Below are 17,397 nucleotides of genomic sequence, written 5' to 3'. Positions count from 1 at the left end.
TCACCCTCCCAGACCCTGGCCTTCGATGACCCTGGAGCCCCGCAGCGAATCCGAACTTCAGCAGCGGCAACGATCCGGCGACCTGCGGGTCTGTAGCGGCCCGGTGTTCCGGGCCCTGGTGGCAGCTGAAGGCCTCGCCGCCGCCTATGCCGCCACCGATGTGGTGGTGGCGGCCAATGCCGAGTTCACCGATCAGGCCACCCTGCAGCTGAACCTCGGTCCCGTTGATCCACCGATGCGGATGCGCCAGGTGCAGCTCGACCAGGTGGCCGGCCTGGCGGCGAGTGGCAGCGGCGGCATCACCCTGCCGATCGGCGGGGGGCTGGTTCAGCCGCTGCGGCGTGGCGGTGCCCAGGTGCTGGGAACCCTGCTGGCCGGTGGCGAGGTGGAGCTGCTGGCCACGGGTGAAGCCACCGTTCTTCATCCCAGACGGGAACTGAGGGCCCGCCTCTCGCTCGAGCGGATCGGTTCGGGCCAGTTGCTGCTGCACCGTGGGATCAGTGAGAACGGGGTGGTGGCGATCAGCAGCGGGTCTGGGATCACCCACAGCCCCTACGGACCGTTGCTGGGTCCCTACGCCACGGCGCTCTACAGCAATGGCGGCAGCCGCAGCATCGGGTTGACGATGCCGCGGCTGGCTCTGCTGGGACCCGGGTCGCCGCTGCTGGTGGGAGGCGCGATCGGCTGGGTGGTCGGCGCCGGCCAGGGGCATCAGCCCCAGGCCCGACGCCTGCCCAGTGGCCAGGCGCGCTCACCGGGAGCGGTGGCTGCCATCAGCGTCGATCTGCACCGCCTCCGGCCGGAATGGGTGAGGCCCTGTTTCCTGGAAGGGCAAGGCAGTGGGCTGGTGGTGGCGATCGCGGCGCCGATTCCATTGATCAACAGCACCGTGGCCAGCCAGGCAGCCCTCAGTGACGCGGAACTGGAGGCGCCGGTGCTGGATTTCTCAATCCCGCGCCGCATCAGACCGAGTTTCGGCGCCGTGCCCTACAGCCAGCTTCTGGCGGGGGAGATCGTGGTGGATGGCCGGCGTCTGCGCTGCTTCCCGGCCCATAGTCCGCGCCTGGCCGAGGCCATGGCTGAACAGCTTGTCGAGCAACTCAGAAGCGGCCACTTTCCGCTGCGCCTGCCGCTTCAACCCCTGCCCCGGCGCAGCGGACTGATTCCGCTTGATCCCTGACTGCAGCTCTGAAGCGCCGTAAGCTCACCCGTCGGTTGCGAAGCCAGTGAGCGATGGTTGAACCCTTCACCCCTTCCACCCCACCGGACCAGGGCGGCTGGACCGTCCCTCTTCCCCCTGAACCAGCACCTGAACCAGCACCAGAACCTGGCCCCGAACTAAGCACTGAACCAGGCCCCGACGTCATCAACGACCTGGTCGTCGAGGCCTTGGCTGCCGAACCAGTCGTCGAAGCTGTCGCGGAGCTGAGTTTGCCTCAGGCTCAGGCTGCGGAGGTGATCCCTCCGAGCCTGCCTGGGGGCGAACCAGCTGGTTTCACTGAGCCGGCGGTGGCGGCCACCCTGCTTGCTCCCGCCAGCACAGCCGAGTCTGGGCCGGGGGGAGAGTGGGCCCTGCTGGTGGCAAAGGTCCAGGAGTGGATCGGCGGCGGCGGCCTTGAAGGCACCTTCGAGCGCTACCGATCTCCCCTGAAGATGCTCGGAGCCCTGGTGGGCATCGTGCTGGTGTTGCGGCTGTATGGAGCCGTGATCGGAGCGATCGAAAGCCTGCCCCTGCTGCCGGGGCTGCTTGAGCTGGTGGGGGTTGTCTGGCTGGCCAACTTCTCCGCCACCAAACTGACGCGCGCCCAGGAGCGTCGTCGCCTGATCGAAGGCCTTGAGAAGAAGTGGCAGTCGTTCCGCGGTCACAGCTGAGCGCCGGCCCGATCTGGGTCGCGCCAGGCACGGAGCCCCGCCCCAGTCAGTTGATAGCTTGGCCCGACTGTGACAAGGCCCAGCGGTGACCATTCTGTTAGGCCGCAACCGAACCATCCGGCGCGCTTACGGCATCGATGAGATCGCCCTTGTTCCTGGCGGCCGCACGGTGGACCCTGAGGTCACTGCCAGCCACTGGAGCCTCGGGGGCATCGAGCGCGAAATTCCGATCATCGCCAGTGCCATGGATGGGGTGGTGGACGTGCGGATGGCGGTGGAGCTCTCGCGACTCGGAGCGCTGGGAGTGCTCAATCTGGAGGGCGTCCACACCCGTTACGACGATCCCAATCCCGTGCTCGATCAGATCGCTGCAGTGGGCAAGGACGCCTTTGTTCCGCTCATGCAGTCGATCTACAGGCAGCCTGTCCGGGAGGATCTGATCCGGCTTCGCATCGCCGAGATCAAGCAGCAGGGTGGGATCGCTGCGGTCAGTGCCACACCGGTGGCGGCGATGCGGTTCGCGCAGGTGGTGGTGGAGGCCGGGGCGGATCTGTTCTTCGTGCAGGCCACGGTGGTTTCTACCGAGCACATCGGCCCGGCAGGCCGCGAGAGCCTCGATCTCCAGGCTCTCTGCTCTGGCCTGGGGATTCCCGTGGTCATCGGCAACTGCGTCACCTATGACGTGGCTCTTGAGCTGATGCGGGCAGGAGCCGCCGGCGTGCTGGTGGGGATCGGCCCCGGTGCCGCCTGCACATCCAGAGGTGTTCTGGGCGTCGGCATCCCCCAGGCCACCGCCGTCGCCGATTGCGCCGCCGCCAGGGACGACCATGAACGGGAGAGTGGTCACCGGGTTCCCGTGATCGCCGATGGTGGCATCGTCACCGGTGGAGACATCTGCAAGTGCATCGCCTGTGGTGCCGATGCCGTGATGATCGGCTCGCCGATCGCTCGGGCGGCAGAGGCACCCGGCCGTGGATTCCACTGGGGGATGGCCACCCCAAGCCCCGTTCTGCCCCGCGGAACGCGCATCAAGGTGGGCACCACGGGAAGCCTGGAAACCATCCTTCGCGGTCCGGCCAGCCTTGATGACGGCACCCAGAATCTGTTGGGTGCCCTGCGCACGTCGATGGGAACCCTGGGGGCCCGCACCCTGCGGGAAATGCAGGCGGTGGAGGTGGTTGTGGCCCCCTCGCTGCTCACCGAGGGCAAGGTGTACCAGAAGGCTCAGCAGCTCGGCATGGGCAAGTAGGCGACCAGCGCCTGGCGGTTGTCCAGGGTTGGGTCCAGGCCGGATACTGCTGGACAGGTATTACGCTGAAGCTGTGGGGGCTTCGGCTCGCACACTCCTCACACCTCCCCGCCCGGCGCGTCCGGGCGTTTTGTCTTCCAACGTTCGCGGGCCCGGCGGTAGGGATCGGAAAGCCCGTTGCTAGATTCCGTTCACCTTGTACTTTCCTCGGATGTCCAGCGCTGCAGCCGTCACCGATGCCTCCTTCGAGCAGGATGTGCTCAAAAGTGATGTGCCCGTGCTGGTCGATTTCTGGGCCCCCTGGTGTGGTCCCTGCCGCATGGTGGCGCCGATTGTCGATGAGATCGCCAAGGAGTTCGAGGGGCGCCTCAAGGTGTGCAAGCTCAATACCGATGAGAATCCCAACGTCGCCAGTCAGTACGGAATCCGCAGCATTCCAACCCTGATGGTCTTCAAGGGTGGACAGAAGGTGGACACCGTCGTGGGCGCCGTGCCCAAGAACACCCTCTCCGGCACGATTTCCAAGTACCTCTGAACGGTCCTGATCTGTTCGTCGAGCCTCTTCCTCGCCGCCTCCCCTGGTCATGACCCCGGCGAGCCATAGCCAAAGTCTGCTGATCCAGCAATCTCTGGCCACCATTGAGCGGCTGGGTGATCTGAGTGTCGAGCACGAAGACTGGCTGTTGATCCTCGGCACACTCCAGGACATCGAAGAGGCCATCAGCGTTTTTCAGCCCCACCGCCGCACCCGCAAGATCACGGTGTTCGGCTCGGCCCGCACGGCCCCTGGTACCCCCGCCTACAGCCTGGCCGAGCAGCTTGCCGCTGCAGCCACCGCAGCCGGATTCGAGGTGATCACGGGGGCGGGAGGCGGCGTGATGGAAGCGGCCAATCGCGGCGCCGGTGCTGGACGCAGCTTCGGCCTCAACGTGCAGTTGCCCTTCGAGCAGGAAGCCAATCCCTTCATCAGCGATGCCGAAGGTCGCCTGGTGCACTTCCGCTATTTCTTCACCCGCAAGCTCTTTTTTCTGCGCGAGAGTGATGCCCTGGTGGTGCTGCCTGGCGGCTTCGGCACCCTCGATGAGTTGTTCGAAGCCCTCACCCTGATTCAGACGGGCCGCACTCCGCCCATCCCACTGGTGCTGCTGGCTCCCGAGGACGATCACTTCTGGGGGCAGTGGCAGCGGCAGCTCCAGGCAGGTCTGGCCCAGCGGGGGCTGATTGCCCCTGAGGATCTCCAGTTGCTGCGCCAGGCGCATAGCGCCTCCGAGGCCGTTGCGCTGATCCGGGGCTTCTACCGGGTGTTCCATGCCCTGAGGTCATCGGACCATGGCGTGGAGTTGTTCCTGCATGCCCCGCTGCCCGGGCCGGAGCTGGTTCAGATTCAGCAGCGGTTCGCCGACCTGTCGACCAACGGCCGGATCGAAGCTGCCGAGGGCCACGATGAAGCCGGCGCGATTCGCCCCTGCCTGCGCCTGGATTTCGATCAACGCAGGGTCGGGCGGCTGTACCAGCTGATCGACCACCTCAACGGACTTGATCTGCCGCGTTGCCCGGATCTCCAGCACCCTGAACAGCGCCTCTGCTCCCTTTCCACCTGAGCTTGCCCCCGCCATGAGCCGGATCGGATTGATCGACTACGGAATGGGCAATCTGCACTCCGTGGCCAGGGCCATCGAACGCCTGGGGGGCGAGGTGGCACTGATCCAGAGCGGCGCGGCGATGCAGGGCTGCCATGCCCTGATCCTGCCGGGGGTGGGAGCCTTCGATCCCGCCATGCAACGTCTGGAGAGCTCCGGTCTGGTGGAGCCCATCCTGGCCTGGAGTGATCGGAGCCGGCCTTTGCTCGGCATCTGCCTCGGCCTCCAACTGCTGTTCGAGGCCAGTGATGAAGGCGACGCCAGGGGGCTGGGTCTGCTGAAGGGCCGCGTACGGGCCTTGCCAAGCCAGCCCGACCAGCCGGTCCCCCACATGGGCTGGGCACCCCTGATCGCCTGCCGCCCGACCCCACTGTTGCCGGACGGCAGTCCACCCGCCTGGGTCTACTTCGTGCACTCCTATGCGGCAGTGCCCGAGCAGCCCGCCTGCCTGGCTGCCGCCGTTGCCTTCGGCGACACGGTGGTGACGGCAGCCGTCTGGCAGGACCATCTCGCCGCCTGCCAGTTCCATCCGGAGAAGTCCGGACCCCAGGGTCAGCGCATGCTGCGCCGCTGGCTGACCTGGGTGGAGCGCGAAGACCGGTGACCCTCCGTCTCAGTGGGGGGCGGAAGCTGCTGAGTCCTCAGGGGAACACGGCCCGGCCCACCACCGCTCGGGTGCGGTTGGCGGTGATGAATCTGTTCGCCGCCGACCTGGCCGGCTGCCGTTGGCTGGATCTCTGCTGCGGCAGCGGGGTGATGGGCTGTGAAGCTCTGCAGCGCGGTGCCGCGGCAGTGGTGGCGGTGGATCAGGACCGTCGGATGGCGGCAACGGCCCTGGCGAACCTCACCGCTGTCCAGACCGGGACCGCGGCCACCAGCACGGTGAGAGTGGTCTGCCGGCCGCTGCCAGCCTGGCTGCTGGAGATGACCCCGGCCCGACGGCCCGCAGAGGTGGGCCACCGGGATTTCGATCTGATCTACGTGGATCCGCCCTACCGCTCAGGTCTGCAGGAAACGATCTGCGCGGCGATCGACCAAGGTGACTGGCTGGCCCCTGCCGGGCGGCTGATCCTTGAATGTGGCAGTGAGCTGTCGGCTCAAGCGCCAACCGGCTGGATGCTGGAGGATCGACGCCGATACGGCAGCACCAGCCTGATGCTGCTCAGCCGAGGGCACTGCCCCGGCGGTACTGGTTCCATGCCGCCACGAACAGGCCCACGATCGTGATCGGCACCAGACCCAGCACAATGCCGCAGAGAAGGGGTTCAATCATGGGGAGAAGTGGTTACACGCCTTGGTAGGGATTGTTTCATGATGAGGGCAGCAGTCCTGAAGTTTTGAACGATTCGTGACCGGTGAGATCTCTCCACCTGCGCCAGACAGCACCCCCCGTCAGGGTCTGATCACAGCTCTGGTGCTGCTTGCCGCCTGTGCCTGCGTGCTGCTCTCACTTGTGGTGCTGCCAGCGGCCCGCAGCGACCCCTACACCCGTCAGACCCTGGAGCTCGACGGTTCGGCCGAGAACGGCGGGCGCCTGTTCCGAATGAACTGCGCCGGTTGCCATGGCATCGCCGGCCAGGGGCTGGTCGGACCGAATCTGCAGGGAATCAGCAAGCGCAAGAATGATCGCCAGCTGGTTCGCCAGGTGGTGAGTGGCCGCACGCCGCCCATGCCCCGCTTTCAGCCGGATCCCCAGGCGATGGCTGATCTGATCGCCCATCTGCACGCCCTGGCGTGAGCGCACCGCCGGTTGTCGTGCTGGTCGAGCCGGCCGGCCCGATCAACATCGGGAGCGTGGCCAGGTTGTGTGCCAACTTCTCGATCAACGACCTGCGTCTGGTGGCACCCCGTTGCGACCACCTCGGAGCGGAGGCAAGGCGAATGGCGGTCCATGCCCAGCCTCTGCTGGAGCGGGCGCAGCTCTATCCGGATCTGGCCGCGGCGATCGCTGATTGTGGCCGGGTGGTGGCGACCAGCGGACGTCTGGAACCGGAACCCATGCCGACCGCTCCTGCCGCCGAGGTGCTGGCCTGGCTGCAGGGCGGCCCGGAGCCGGGCGGGAGAGGAGCCCTGGTGTTCGGGCGGGAGGACCATGGCCTCAGCAACGCTGAACTGCTTCAGGCGGGTCGGATCCTGCGCATCGACTCCGACCCTGGCTACCCCTCCTTGAACCTTTCGCACGCCGTGGCGATCAGCCTGCACGGTCTGGCTCAGCGGCAGGCCCCCAACCGGCCATCGGCCGCGGGGCGGCCCGAGCCCGCCGAGCGGGGAGCCCTGGAGAGAGCTTTGCTCGATGCCGAAGCGCTGCTGCTGGAGGTGGGTTTCCTCCTGCCCCACACCGCCCAGGCCCGCATGGCCAAGCTAAGGGGTTTGCTGCAACGGGCCGAGGCCGGCAACGAGGAGGTGGCCCTGCTTCGCGGCATGGTGAGCCAGCTGCGCTGGGCCTGCCGCGCCCGGACCCCTTAACGTCCTGCCAGATCCCTGCGCTTCTGAGCCGCCGTGCGTTCGGGCCGTTCTTCCCGTCCAGGTTCCCCCGGCTGGCTTCAGCCCCTTGCCCTGGTCCTCCGACTCCTGGTGCTGGGCGTCGGTCTGGGGGTGCTCACCGGCACGGTGTTGAAGCAACTCGCCCCCCGCCTGGCCCAGGATGCGATGAACACCCCCAGGCTGAACACGGCCACCAGTCCGGTGGCGTTGCCGCAAAGGGGCCTGCCCCTGGGTCGGTTCGAGCCGAAGCGGGAACTGCCCGCCCTCAGCCAGCGCTGGAAGGCCCTGGCCGCGGCCCAGAAGGATCTCAAGGTGGGCGGTTATCTGCTGGTGCTCGATGACGGCCGCTTCGCCCAGCTCGATCCGGACGTTCCCCTGCCGGCCGCCAGCGCGATCAAGACACCGATCCTGCTGGCGGGCCTGGAGGATCTCGATGCCGGCAAGCTGCGCTGGAACGATCCGCTCCCCCTCACCAAGGAGGTGATCGGGGGCGGGGCGGGCTGGATGGCCAGTCGACCGATCGGCACTCGCTTCCCCTTCTCGGAAGCGGCCACCGAAATGATCCGGGTCAGCGACAACACGGCCACCAATCTGCTGATCAGACGGCTGGGCGGCAAGCTCGCCCTCAATGCCCGCTTCCAGGCCCTTGGCCTCGATGCCACCGTGCTGAACAACTGGCTGCCCGACCTGGAGGGCACCAACACCACCAGCCCCCGCGACCTCGCCCGCTCGATCGCTCTGGTCGATACCGGCGAGAAACTCAGCCCCCGGGGCCGGGACCACTTCCGATCGATCCTCGCCACCTCCAGGACCAACACCCTGCTGCCCCTCGGCCTGCTCAAGGGCCTTGGCCTGGATTCGAGCGACCCGGACAGCGAGCTGTTGGCCCGGGGGATCGCCGTGCTCAACAAGACCGGCGATATCGGCATCGCCTACGCCGATGCCGGCCTGATCGAGTTGCCGAATGGCCAGCGGGCCGTGGCGGCCTTCATGGTCAAAGGTCCCTTCAATGACCCCCGTTCCGCGGAGCTGATCCGCGCGATGGCCGCCGCCGCCAGCGAAACCCTGGTGGGACGAAGCGCTTCTGTTCCCCAACCCCGCTGATCTTCCCTGCCATGCTGCGTCTCCTGCCTGGCCTGTTGCCGGCCCTGCTGCCTGTTCTCCCTGCTGTCTTTCTGACGTCCTTCTTGCCGAAGGCTGAGGCGGTGGCACAGCCCACTTCGCAGCCCACTTCGTCGCCCGCTCTCTCCTCGACGCTCTCGCCCACGGTGTGGCGTCCCCAGCAGGTGAGGCCCCTGCCTGGAGGGCTGGATCGGCTGTTGGTTGTGAATGACAACAACCCAGAGCTGATCATCCAGCCGGGCATCCTGCTCTCCACGTTCAACGGCACCGGCCGGTTGGCCGGCGAGGCTTTTCAAGTGCCGACGGCCCATCTCAATCTGCCCCTTCAGGGTCATTTCGAGCTGTTCAGCCACCACGTGTATGCCGGCAGACCGGAGCAGCTCGACTCCACCCTCTGGCTGGGGGTGGTGGCGGCGCCTGCAGGCGACAGGCCGGTGCGCCTGCGGCTGATCAGCGGCTCCACGGCCCTGTCCCAGTCCACCGATCCCAGCCAGCCTGGAGCACCGTTCCTGCCCCTGCCGGCGGTGGTCGCCCACGACGGCAGCACGGCCTTCTCCGGACCGGGCAGCCGGGTGGCGGCGGAGCTGCTGCTGAATCGGCGCAGCCCCCTGTTCCCGAGCGAGTGGCGGCTTGCCGCCGACCAGCTCACCACCCTGGTGGCGCTGCCGATCCCGGTGAAGGGCCTTGACCCGTTGCTGAATGGCCGCAATCTTCAGCTGCGGCTGGAGAGTGACGGCCCTGTTCAGATCGCCACCCTGGCGGCGTTCGGCAGCGACCAGCCCCCCGACGCCCGCACCTGGGCCAGCCTGTTGCGGGGGGGGCTCAGCCCCAGGGAGCACAGTCCAACCCCGAGGGGGCAGAAGGGGGGGATCATCTATTCACGGGTGAGCGGAGTGCAGCAGGGCAGTCGCTGGCGGGGCCAGCTGATCGATCCCTGCCCGCTCCAGCCCTGCCGGGCCCAGCTCTCGGTGCAGAGCGCCCCGGTGTCCTGGCCGATCAGTTCCCTGGAGCGCGGCAGCCTCGGCACCGGCCAGGTTCAGACGGCCGAGCTGGCCGCCTTCTACCCGGGAACCGCCTGGGCTGCCCATGGCAACTATGGCGTTGAGTACGACCTGGGGATACCCCTGATCAACGACACCGACCGACCCGTGGCGCTTGATCTCGCCATCGAATCCCCCCGCAAGAGCGATCAACCAAAGGGGGGGCTGAGCTTCAACCGTGAGCCGGCCCGGCCGGTGATGTTCCGGGGCACCGTCGAGGTGAGCGGCCTCGATGGCGAGGCGGGCCGTCCCAGCGGCCGTCGCTGGTTCCATCTCGTGCAACGACAGGGGCAGCAGGGCCCGGCGCTGGGTCGGATCAGCCTGGCCCCCGGGCAGAGGCGACAGGTTCGGGTCAGGCTGATCTACCCCGCTGACGCCACCCCACCCCAGGTGCTTTCCCTGCTGCCGGCCGCGTCAGTTGTGAAACAATCCGAATCCGTGCCGGCCCCTCGCCCGTGAGTCAGACCCGCCAACGCAGGGTGTTCCCTTTCACCGCCATCGTCGGGCAGGAGGAGATGAAGCTCGCCCTGCTGCTCAACGTGATCGATCCCCGCATCGGCGGCGTGATGATCATGGGCGATCGGGGCACTGGCAAGTCCACCACGATCCGGGCCCTGGCCGATCTCCTGCCGGAGATCGACGTGGTGGCTGGTGACCCCTACAACAGTTCGCCGACCGATCCCGACCTGCAGAGCACGGAGGTGCAGGCCCGGGCCGAGCAGGGCGAAGTGTTGCCGATCGTGCCTCGCCAGGTGCCGATGGTCGACCTGCCCCTGGGCGCCACGGAAGATCGCCTCTGCGGCACGATCGACATCGAGAAGGCACTCAGTGAAGGGGTGAAGGCCTTCGAGCCGGGTCTGCTGGCCAAGGCGAACCGCGGTCTGCTCTATGTCGATGAGGTGAATCTCCTCGATGACCACCTGGTGGATGTGCTGCTCGATTCGGCCGCATCGGGCTGGAACACGGTGGAGCGGGAGGGCGTTTCGGTGCGGCATCCGGCCCGCTTCGTGCTGATCGGCTCCGGTAACCCCGAGGAGGGCGAACTCCGCCCGCAGCTGCTCGACCGCTTCGGCATGAGTGTGGAGGTGCGCACCGTGCGGGAAGCCGAGCTGCGGGTGCAGGTGGTGGACCAGCGCACCAGCTTCGATGCCGACCCCGAGCGCTTCTCCGCCACCCACCAGTCCAGCCAGAGCGCACTGCAGGAGCGGGCCGTGCGCGCCCAGGCCCTGCTCCCTTCGGTGCAGATCGACGACGACCTGCGGCTTCGCATCTCATCGGTCTGCGGTGAGCTGGATGTGGATGGCCTGCGCGGCGACATCGTGATCAACCGGGCGGCCAGGGCACTGGCCGCCTTCGAGGGGCGCACCGAGGTGGACGACGCTGATGTGGCCCGGGTGGTGGCCTGTTGCCTGCGCCATCGGCTGCGCAAGGACCCGCTCGAGCAGATCGACTCCGGTGACCGGGTGATCAAGATGTTCTGCAAGGTGTTCGATCGGGGAGAGCCCAGCGATCGCAGTGCATTCCAGCTGGCCCTGGCCGGCTGAGCCGGCATGCGCATCCTCGGCATCGATCCTGGTCTGGCCCGCCTTGGCTATGGCCTGATCGAAACCGGCCCACCTCTGTCCCTGCTCGACTGCGGCATGATCCAGACCGCCGCTGGCCAGCCCGAGGGCGACCGACTCGTTGAGATCGCCAGGGATCTGCGCTGGGTGGTGCGGCGCTGGCGGCCCGCCCTGGCCTCGGTGGAGAAGTTCTTCTTCTACCGCTCCAGCACCACGATTTCGGTGGTCCAGGCCCGGGGCGTCGTGATCATGACCCTGGCTCGCCTGCAGGTACCGGTTGTGGAGGTCCCGCCGATGCAGGTCAAGCTGGCCCTCACCGGCTCGGGCCATGCCGGCAAGGATGAGGTGCTGGAGGCGGTGATGCGGGAGCTTGACCTGGAGCTGCCGCCGCGACCCGACGACGCCGCCGATGCCCTGGCCGTGGCCCTCACCGGCTGGTTCCAGCGGTGACAGGCTCACCGCCTGAAGCTTCGGACAGCAAGCCGACCTGGCGTCGCCATTGGCGCCGCCGCCGCGAGGCTCTCTGCGTCTTGGCCCAGGCCCCGCTGCTGGAGGCGGCGATCCGCCACCTGCCGGAGCTGGTGGGGCCTGCGCAGCGCCTTGGGCTGTTCTGGCCGCTGGCCGGGGAGCCGGATCTGCGAGGGCTGGCTGCTCCCCTGCCCGAGCGGCTGGCCCTGCCGGCCATCCGTCAGTCTTCCGCCACCCGGACACTCTGCTACCAGGCCTGGAGGCCTGGCCTGCCCCTGGCGATCGACGCCTGCGGCATTCCCGCCCCGCTCGAGTCCCCTGCCGGCGAGCTCCGGCCCGCTTCCCTGGCCCTGCTGCTGGTGCCCGCCCTGGCCTTTGATCGGGCCGGTTTCCGCCTGGGCTACGGCGGTGGCTGGTATGACCGCCTGCGCAGCGACCCGCTCTGGCGGGCGGTTCCGGCTGTGATCGTGGCGCCAGCCGGATGCCAGGTGGAGCATCTGCCACGCGATCCCTGGGATGTTCCCTTCGATGGCTGGCTCACCGAGCGGGGCCTGGAATGGTTGCAACCTGTTGAGCCCTGAGGCCAAGGGCCACCAACTCCAGCTCGATTTGCCAGGATCAAGCTGCGCGACTTTTCCCGTTTTGAACGTCTCTTCGAACGCTTCGTTCAGGTCCGAGCCGTTCCAGTCCCCCGGTTTTCTTCCCCAGCGCCCCTCCCCGGCCTCCCGCACCGGGGCCCGGAGCCACGGTGGCGAATCCGCGCCGGAGCGGGTCATGGCCGCCGAGCTGGGCCAGCGCGCCGAGCCGAGCGAGGCCCTCTCGATGATGGTCAGTTCGATGGTTCGGATGGTCCAGGCCGGCAAGGGTCAGTCGGCGGCCAGCCGCTGGTCCGCGTCCTGATCTGCCTTTAGCCTGCCTTCCTCTGGCTTCCTCCCCCCGGGCCGGAGGTCCTGGAACCAAGCGCACCATGAACGCTCACTCCTTCCGCTCCCGCCTTGCCCAGTGGCGCCATGGCCAGGTTCAAGCCTCCATGCTGGTTCGTCGCACAGCTTTCACGGCCGCTGCTGCTGCCACTCTGCTGAGCTCTGTCCGGCCGGAGCCGGCCAGGGCCCATGCGATCGAAAGCAGCCTGGATCGGCTGCAATCCCTGCGGGACGGGCTGGTGCTGGAGAGCCGCTTCTCCACCGGTGAGCCCGTTGTCGGAGCCAAGGTGCGGCTGGTTCCCCCCGGGGGCGGGGAGGGGGTGGAGCTGGGCCAGATGGACGCCAGCGGACGACTGGCCTTCAACCTTCCCAAGTACGCGGATGGCACCTGGGAAGTGCAGGTCGATGGCGGGCCTGGCCATCGCGACTTTCTCGACCTGCCCGTGAGCAAGGGCAAGCCCCAGATCGATCAGGTCAGCGAGGGGCCGTTATCCCCCCCCCCGACCTCCCCGATCCTGCGCCATCTTCTTCTGCTCGGTGGTCTCGGCAGCCTCGGGTGGACCCTGGCCGCCATGGCCGGTTGGCGCTTCCCCTCTCGGCGCCGATGAGCAGCGGCAGTGCGGCCCTCGATCAGATCGTGGAAAAGCTGCGGGGCACCAGTGATCCGAAGCGCCGCTACGAATACGTGCTCTGGCTGGCGCGCAAGTTGGCCCCCTTGCCCGAGGAGTTTCGCCAGGATGCCTTCAAGGTGAAGGGTTGCGTCTCCCAGGTGTATGTGGTGGGTCAGCTGCTCGAGGGCAGGCTGCACTGGCAGGGCGATTCCGACGCCCAGATCACCAAGGGGCTGCTTGCTCTGCTGATCACGGGGCTCGAAGGGCTGACCCCCCAGCAGGTGAGCGGCCTGGATTCCTCCTTCCTGGCCGAAACCGGTCTGCAGGCCAGCCTCACCCCATCGCGGGCGAATGGATTTCTCAACATCCTGAGGATGATGCAGAGCCAGGCGGCCGCCCTCACGCCTGTTGATTCATAGGATCAACGGCTTCATGGCAATCCAGGCATGACCATCGGCATCGGTTTGCTTGGGCTCGGCACCGTCGGAGCCGGTGTGGCCGAGATCCTTTCCACGCCGGAAGGTCGTCATCCCCTGGTGGCTGAACTGAAGTTGCGGCGGGTGGCGGTTCGCGATCCGTCCCGCTCCCGGCCGATCGCCCTGGCCGCCGAGTTGTTCAGCACCGACCCCCTGGCCGTGGTGAACGACCCTGCCGTCGACATCGTCGTGGAAGTGATCGGCGGCCTGGAGCCAGCCCGCAGCCTGATCCTCGCGGCGATCGCGGCGGGCAAATCAGTGGTGACAGCCAACAAGGCCGTGATCGCCCGCCATGGCGAGGAGATTGCGGCGGCGGCGGCGGCCCGTGGGGTGTATGTGCTGATCGAAGCGGCCGTGGGTGGCGGCATCCCGATCATCGAACCCCTGAAGCAGTCCCTGGGTGGGAACCGGCTGGTGCGGGTGAGCGGCATCATCAACGGCACCACCAACTACATCCTCAGCCGCATGGCGGCGGAGGGGGCGGCCTATGCGGCGGTGCTGGCCGAGGCCCAGGCGCTCGGTTACGCCGAGGCCGATCCTGCCGCCGATGTGGAGGGCGGTGATGCCGCCGACAAGATCGCCATCCTGGCCAGCCTGGCCTTCGGCGGCGGTGTGGAGCGCGCTGCCATCCCCACAGAAGGCATCAGCAGCCTGGAGTCGAGGGATATCGACTACGCCGCCCAGCTGGGCTTCTGCGTCAAGCTGCTCGCCGTCGCCGAAAGCATCGGCACCGATCCCGACGGGACCCAGCAACTGGACGTCCGGGTTCATCCCACCCTGGTGCCCAAGGCCCACCCTCTGGCCGGGGTCCACGACGTCAACAACGCCATCCTGGTGGAAGGCGATCCGATCGGCCGGGTGATGTTCTACGGGCCTGGTGCCGGGGCGGGCCCCACCGCCTCGGCCGTGGTCGCCGACATTCTCAACATCGCCAGCATCCGCCAGGTGGGGGGACCCGGCGCCGGCCTCGACCCGCTGCTGGCGGCCGGCTCCTGGCGTCGCTGCCGCCTGGTGGATGGCGCCCAGAGCCGCCACCGGAATTACCTGCGGCTGCAGACCAGCGATCAGGCCGGGGTGATCGGGGCCATCGGGCGATGCTTCGGCGCCGAGGAGGTCTCGATTCAGTCAATCGTGCAGCTGGAAACCTCGGCCGGCCATGCCGAGATCGTGGTGATCACCCATGCGGTGCCCGAAGCCCGTTTCCGGGCTGCCCTGGCCACGATCAGCGAGCTGGTTGAAGTGAAGCGGGTGGCCGCCTGTCTGCGCGCCCTCTGAGCTGCGCCGAGCCGGCAGACCATCCTGGTTTTGAATGGCCCTTGCTGATCCCGGGGTTCATCGTCGACGGCTTGCCTGTTCTGAAGCGTCTGGTTTCCCTCTCCCTGGCGGCGGTGCTGCTGCACGGGCTGAGCGCCTGTCAGGTCTCCAGGCCCTCCGGCAGCCTGGTGGTGGCAGCCCGCAGCCGCATCGATTCGGCCGATCCGGCCGCCGGTTTCAGTTTCGGCGCCATGCAGTTGCTCAGCGCCCTCGGCGATCCGCTCTACGCGATCGACAGCGACGGCAGGCTGCAGCCCCGCCTGGCCACCGCCCCGCCGCGGCTCAGTCCGGATCGGCTCACCGCCTGGGTGCCCCTGCGCCGGGGCGTGCGCTTCCACGACGGCACCCGCTTCGACGCTGCCGCCATGGTGTTCAGCCTGGAGCGGTTCCTGGCGATCGGCAAGCTCAGCTACCTGCTGGGCGATCGGATCGCCGGCGTGAGGGCCAGTGGCCCCTATGAGCTGGAACTACGGCTGCGGCGCCCGTTCACGGCCTTGCCCCAGTTGTTGAGCGCCGTCAACCTCACTCCGCTTTCGCCAACGGCCTACCGGAACCATGCCCGTTCCTTCCTCAATGAGCGCTTCGTGGGCACCGGGCCTTACCAGCTGACCTTTTTCACCGATCAGCAGCAGCGGCTCAAGCCATTCCCGGGCTACTGGGGCCCGGCTGCCGCCAATCGGGGCATCGATCTGATCAATCTCAGCAATTCCACCGCCCTCTACGGCGCCCTGCGCAGCGGCGAAGTGGACGTGCTCCTCTCCACAAGCCTGGAGGGAGATCAGCAGCGCGCCCTGCATCGCTCGGCCTCAGCCGGCACGTTGCGCGAGGCGGTGGGACCGGCGCTGGAGATCGGTTACCTCACCCTGCTCACCGACCAGGCGCCCCTGAACAACCCGTTGGTGCGCCAGGCCCTGGCCCACAGCCTCGATCGCCGACTGATCAGTGAGCGGGTCAGCCATGGATTGCGCAGCCCGCTCCGGCAGCTGATCCCACCCAGCCTGCCGGGGTCGCTGCCGGAAGCCTGGCCGGCCTTCGATCCCGAGCGGGCCCGGAGTCTGTTTCGCCAGGCGGGCTACTGCAGTGGCAAGCGGCTTACTCTGCCGCTCACCTTCCGCTCCAACATCCCAGCCGACAAACTCTTCGCCCTCACCTGGCAGGGCCAGCTGCAACGGGATCTGGCCGATTGCGTGACGCTTGAGATCTCGGGAATGGAGTCCACCACCGCCTACCGTCAGCTCGGCGAAGGAGCTTTTGCCGCGATTCTGCTCGAATGGATGGGTGATTTCCCCGACGCTGACAACTATCTGATTCCCTTGCTCGGTTGCGACAAGAGTGAGGGCAACCGTTGTCTCAAGGGGGCGAGTGCCGCCAGCGGCAGCTTCTGGACCCGTCCTGGCCTCGATGCCGAGCTGCGGCGCAGCGAAAGCCTGGAGGGAGATCAGCGGCTGAGCCTGCTGCGCAGCCTGCAACGGGAAACCGCCCTGGCCTCCCCCTACATCCCCGTCTGGCTGGTGTCGCCGCGGGCCTGGGCCCAGCTGAGCCTGCGGCAGCCGGTTTTCGATGGATCCGGCCGGCTGGACTTCAGCCGCCTGAAGCGGGAGGAGAAGCGGTGAGCCGTCGACGTCAGTTGGCACGGTATCTGGCCAGCCGTCTGCTGCTTGCCCCTGTGATGCTCTGGTTGATCGCCACCCTGGTGTTCCTGCTCCTGAGGCTGGCTCCGGGTGATCCGATTGATGCCTTGCTGGGGATGCGGGCGCCGGAGGCAGCCCGCGCTGCCCTGCGCCAGCAACTCGGCCTTGACCTCCCCCTGATCGTTCAATACGGCCAGTTTCTGCTGAATCTGCTGCAGGGGAACCTGGGGCTGTCGCTCACCAACGGCACCCCGGTGGCCCAGATCATCGGCCAGAGCCTGCCCGCCAGCCTGGAACTGGGGATCTGTGCCCTGTTGATTGCGGCCCTGCTGGGTCTGGCGGTGGGGTTCAGCGCCATCGCCAGACCAGAGGGGAAGGTGGATCTGGCCGGGCGCCTCTATGGCATCGGCACCTATGCGCTGCCACCTTTCTGGGCGGCGATGGTGGTGCAGCTCGTCTTTGCTGTCTGGCTGGGCTGGTTGCCGGTGGGTGGCCGCTTCCCCGCCAGCCTGGTGGCTCCCAGCGGCACGGGCTTCTTCCTGTTCGACAGCCTGCGGAACGGCAACTGGCAGCAGTTCAGCGGCAGTGTGCGCCATCTGGTGCTGCCCGCGGCCACCCTCGGCCTGCTGCTGAGCGGCATCTTCGACAACGCCCTGCGGCTCAACCTGCGCCGGGCGTTGCGCTCCGACTACGTGGAGGCGGCCCGGGGCCGGGGCCTGAGTGAAACCAGGGTGGTGCTCCGCCATGCCCTGCCCAACGCCCTGCTGCCGGTGCTGACGATCACAGGCATCACCGTGGCCTCCCTGATCGGCGGCGCCCTGCTGATCGAGGTCACCTATTCCTGGCCGGGCATCGCCTTCCGGTTGCAGGAGGCGATCGGTCAGCGGGATTATCCCCTCGTGCAGGGGATCGTGGTCGTGGTGGCGGGGCTGGTGGTGCTGGTCAGCGTGGCTGTTGATCTGCTGGTGGCCCTGCTGGATCCCCGCATCAGCTTCTGAGCCGATC

At 67.7% G+C, this 17,397-nt stretch carries 20 protein-coding genes and 1 pseudogene; 20 read left to right on the top strand and 1 reads right to left on the bottom strand.

Features of this window, described 5'->3' with window-relative positions; genetic code table 11:
• Nucleotides 1–25: 25 nt before the first annotated feature.
• The 7 genes and pseudogenes from KQ307_RS11845 to rsmD all read left to right on the top strand — a co-directional run.
• Nucleotides 26–1,180 carry a homocysteine biosynthesis protein gene (locus KQ307_RS11845; RefSeq protein ID WP_259728059.1) on the top strand — a complete coding sequence of 385 codons (1,155 nt, stop codon included), beginning with the start codon at nt 26–28 and terminating at the stop codon, nt 1,178–1,180.
• 275 nt (nt 1,181–1,455) lie between these two features.
• Nucleotides 1,456–1,872, top strand: coding sequence for a CAAD domain-containing protein (locus KQ307_RS11840; protein ID WP_259728058.1), 417 nt, complete (start codon nt 1,456–1,458; stop codon nt 1,870–1,872).
• 85 nt (nt 1,873–1,957) lie between these two features.
• On the top strand, nt 1,958–3,121 hold the full coding sequence (locus KQ307_RS11835; protein ID WP_259728057.1) for a GuaB3 family IMP dehydrogenase-related protein: 1,164 nt from the start codon (nt 1,958–1,960) through the stop codon (nt 3,119–3,121).
• A 211-nt stretch (nt 3,122–3,332) separates the two neighbouring features.
• Nucleotides 3,333–3,656 (top strand): thioredoxin, encoded by a 324-nt coding sequence (gene trxA, locus KQ307_RS11830; RefSeq protein ID WP_259702846.1) that lies wholly within the window; start codon nt 3,333–3,335, stop codon nt 3,654–3,656.
• Nucleotides 3,657–3,705: 49 nt separating this feature from the next.
• Nucleotides 3,706–4,722: a TIGR00730 family Rossman fold protein gene (locus KQ307_RS11825; protein WP_259702847.1), complete on the top strand. Its 1,017-nt coding sequence runs from the start codon at nt 3,706–3,708 to the stop codon at nt 4,720–4,722.
• A gap of 13 nt (nt 4,723–4,735) precedes the next feature.
• On the top strand, nt 4,736–5,365 hold the full coding sequence (gene hisH, locus KQ307_RS11820; protein WP_259728056.1) for an imidazole glycerol phosphate synthase subunit HisH: 630 nt from the start codon (nt 4,736–4,738) through the stop codon (nt 5,363–5,365).
• A pseudogene (rsmD, locus tag KQ307_RS11815) lies at nt 5,362–5,910 on the top strand (16S rRNA (guanine(966)-N(2))-methyltransferase RsmD); the annotation flags it as partial. The gene hisH and the pseudogene rsmD, both read left to right, overlap by 4 nt.
• 13 nt (nt 5,911–5,923) lie before the next feature.
• Here rsmD and petG read toward each other — a convergent pair.
• The gene (petG, locus tag KQ307_RS11810; RefSeq protein WP_259702849.1) at nt 5,924–6,034 is read right to left on the bottom strand and encodes a cytochrome b6-f complex subunit V; all 111 of its coding nucleotides are present in this window, start codon (nt 6,032–6,034) and stop codon (nt 5,924–5,926) included.
• Between the two features lie 75 nt (nt 6,035–6,109).
• Here petG and KQ307_RS11805 point away from each other — a divergent pair, with 75 nt between their 5' ends.
• From KQ307_RS11805 to KQ307_RS11745, 13 genes are all read left to right on the top strand, one after another.
• On the top strand, nt 6,110–6,499 hold the full coding sequence (locus tag KQ307_RS11805) for a c-type cytochrome (protein WP_259702850.1): 390 nt from the start codon (nt 6,110–6,112) through the stop codon (nt 6,497–6,499).
• Nucleotides 6,496–7,227: an RNA methyltransferase gene (locus KQ307_RS11800; protein ID WP_259728055.1), complete on the top strand. Its 732-nt coding sequence runs from the start codon at nt 6,496–6,498 to the stop codon at nt 7,225–7,227. Before KQ307_RS11805 ends, KQ307_RS11800 begins: the two co-directional genes overlap by 4 nt.
• A gap of 33 nt (nt 7,228–7,260) precedes the next feature.
• Nucleotides 7,261–8,349 (top strand): serine hydrolase, encoded by a 1,089-nt coding sequence (locus tag KQ307_RS11795; protein WP_259702852.1) that lies wholly within the window; start codon nt 7,261–7,263, stop codon nt 8,347–8,349.
• Between the two features lie 11 nt (nt 8,350–8,360).
• Complete coding sequence (locus KQ307_RS11790; RefSeq protein ID WP_259728054.1) at nt 8,361–9,866, top strand: DUF3370 domain-containing protein; 1,506 nt, start codon at nt 8,361–8,363, stop codon at nt 9,864–9,866.
• The gene (gene bchI / locus KQ307_RS11785; protein ID WP_259702854.1) at nt 9,863–10,951 is read left to right on the top strand and encodes a magnesium chelatase ATPase subunit I; all 1,089 of its coding nucleotides are present in this window, start codon (nt 9,863–9,865) and stop codon (nt 10,949–10,951) included. The genes KQ307_RS11790 and bchI overlap by 4 nt, the downstream gene beginning before the upstream one ends.
• Nucleotides 10,952–10,957: 6 nt before the next feature.
• On the top strand, nt 10,958–11,419 hold the full coding sequence (ruvC, locus tag KQ307_RS11780) for a crossover junction endodeoxyribonuclease RuvC (protein ID WP_259702855.1): 462 nt from the start codon (nt 10,958–10,960) through the stop codon (nt 11,417–11,419).
• Nucleotides 11,416–12,018 (top strand): 5-formyltetrahydrofolate cyclo-ligase, encoded by a 603-nt coding sequence (locus tag KQ307_RS11775; RefSeq protein ID WP_259728053.1) that lies wholly within the window; start codon nt 11,416–11,418, stop codon nt 12,016–12,018. Before ruvC ends, KQ307_RS11775 begins: the two co-directional genes overlap by 4 nt.
• 61 nt (nt 12,019–12,079) lie before the next feature.
• Nucleotides 12,080–12,337, top strand: a complete 258-nt coding sequence (locus tag KQ307_RS11770) for a hypothetical protein (protein ID WP_259702857.1) — start codon at nt 12,080–12,082, stop codon at nt 12,335–12,337.
• Between the two features lie 67 nt (nt 12,338–12,404).
• On the top strand, nt 12,405–12,968 hold the full coding sequence (locus tag KQ307_RS11765) for a hypothetical protein (protein WP_259728052.1): 564 nt from the start codon (nt 12,405–12,407) through the stop codon (nt 12,966–12,968).
• Nucleotides 12,965–13,390 (top strand): SufE family protein, encoded by a 426-nt coding sequence (locus tag KQ307_RS11760; protein ID WP_259702859.1) that lies wholly within the window; start codon nt 12,965–12,967, stop codon nt 13,388–13,390. Before KQ307_RS11765 ends, KQ307_RS11760 begins: the two co-directional genes overlap by 4 nt.
• A gap of 27 nt (nt 13,391–13,417) precedes the next feature.
• Nucleotides 13,418–14,722, top strand: coding sequence for a homoserine dehydrogenase (locus KQ307_RS11755; RefSeq protein ID WP_259728051.1), 1,305 nt, complete (start codon nt 13,418–13,420; stop codon nt 14,720–14,722).
• Nucleotides 14,723–14,952: 230 nt separating this feature from the next.
• Complete coding sequence (locus tag KQ307_RS11750; RefSeq protein WP_399235619.1) at nt 14,953–16,374, top strand: ABC transporter substrate-binding protein; 1,422 nt, start codon at nt 14,953–14,955, stop codon at nt 16,372–16,374.
• Nucleotides 16,371–17,390 carry an ABC transporter permease gene (locus KQ307_RS11745; protein WP_259702861.1) on the top strand — a complete coding sequence of 340 codons (1,020 nt, stop codon included), beginning with the start codon at nt 16,371–16,373 and terminating at the stop codon, nt 17,388–17,390. The genes KQ307_RS11750 and KQ307_RS11745 overlap by 4 nt, the downstream gene beginning before the upstream one ends.
• The last annotated feature ends 7 nt before the right edge of the window (nt 17,391–17,397 follow it).

Source organism: Synechococcus sp. CS-1326 (assembly GCF_025128115.1).
GTDB lineage: Bacteria > Cyanobacteriota > Cyanobacteriia > PCC-6307 > Cyanobiaceae > Regnicoccus.
Note: the sequence above shows the minus strand (reverse complement) of the source record. Positions and strands in the feature narration are given on the sequence as shown.

Coding starts and splice junctions, on each gene's coding strand:
- KQ307_RS11845 (WP_259728059.1), top strand. CDS start 26: ATGACCCTGGAGCCCCGCAGCGAATCCGAACTTCAGCAGCGGCAACGA.
- trxA (WP_259702846.1), top strand. CDS start 3,333: ATGTCCAGCGCTGCAGCCGTCACCGATGCCTCCTTCGAGCAGGATGTG.
- KQ307_RS11825 (WP_259702847.1), top strand. CDS start 3,706: ATGACCCCGGCGAGCCATAGCCAAAGTCTGCTGATCCAGCAATCTCTG.
- hisH (WP_259728056.1), top strand. CDS start 4,736: ATGAGCCGGATCGGATTGATCGACTACGGAATGGGCAATCTGCACTCC.
- petG (WP_259702849.1), bottom strand. CDS start 6,034: ATGATTGAACCCCTTCTCTGCGGCATTGTGCTGGGTCTGGTGCCGATC.
- KQ307_RS11790 (WP_259728054.1), top strand. CDS start 8,361: ATGCTGCGTCTCCTGCCTGGCCTGTTGCCGGCCCTGCTGCCTGTTCTC.
- ruvC (WP_259702855.1), top strand. CDS start 10,958: ATGCGCATCCTCGGCATCGATCCTGGTCTGGCCCGCCTTGGCTATGGC.
- KQ307_RS11765 (WP_259728052.1), top strand. CDS start 12,405: ATGAACGCTCACTCCTTCCGCTCCCGCCTTGCCCAGTGGCGCCATGGC.
- KQ307_RS11760 (WP_259702859.1), top strand. CDS start 12,965: ATGAGCAGCGGCAGTGCGGCCCTCGATCAGATCGTGGAAAAGCTGCGG.
- KQ307_RS11755 (WP_259728051.1), top strand. CDS start 13,418: ATGACCATCGGCATCGGTTTGCTTGGGCTCGGCACCGTCGGAGCCGGT.
- KQ307_RS11750 (WP_399235619.1), top strand. CDS start 14,953: ATGCAGTTGCTCAGCGCCCTCGGCGATCCGCTCTACGCGATCGACAGC.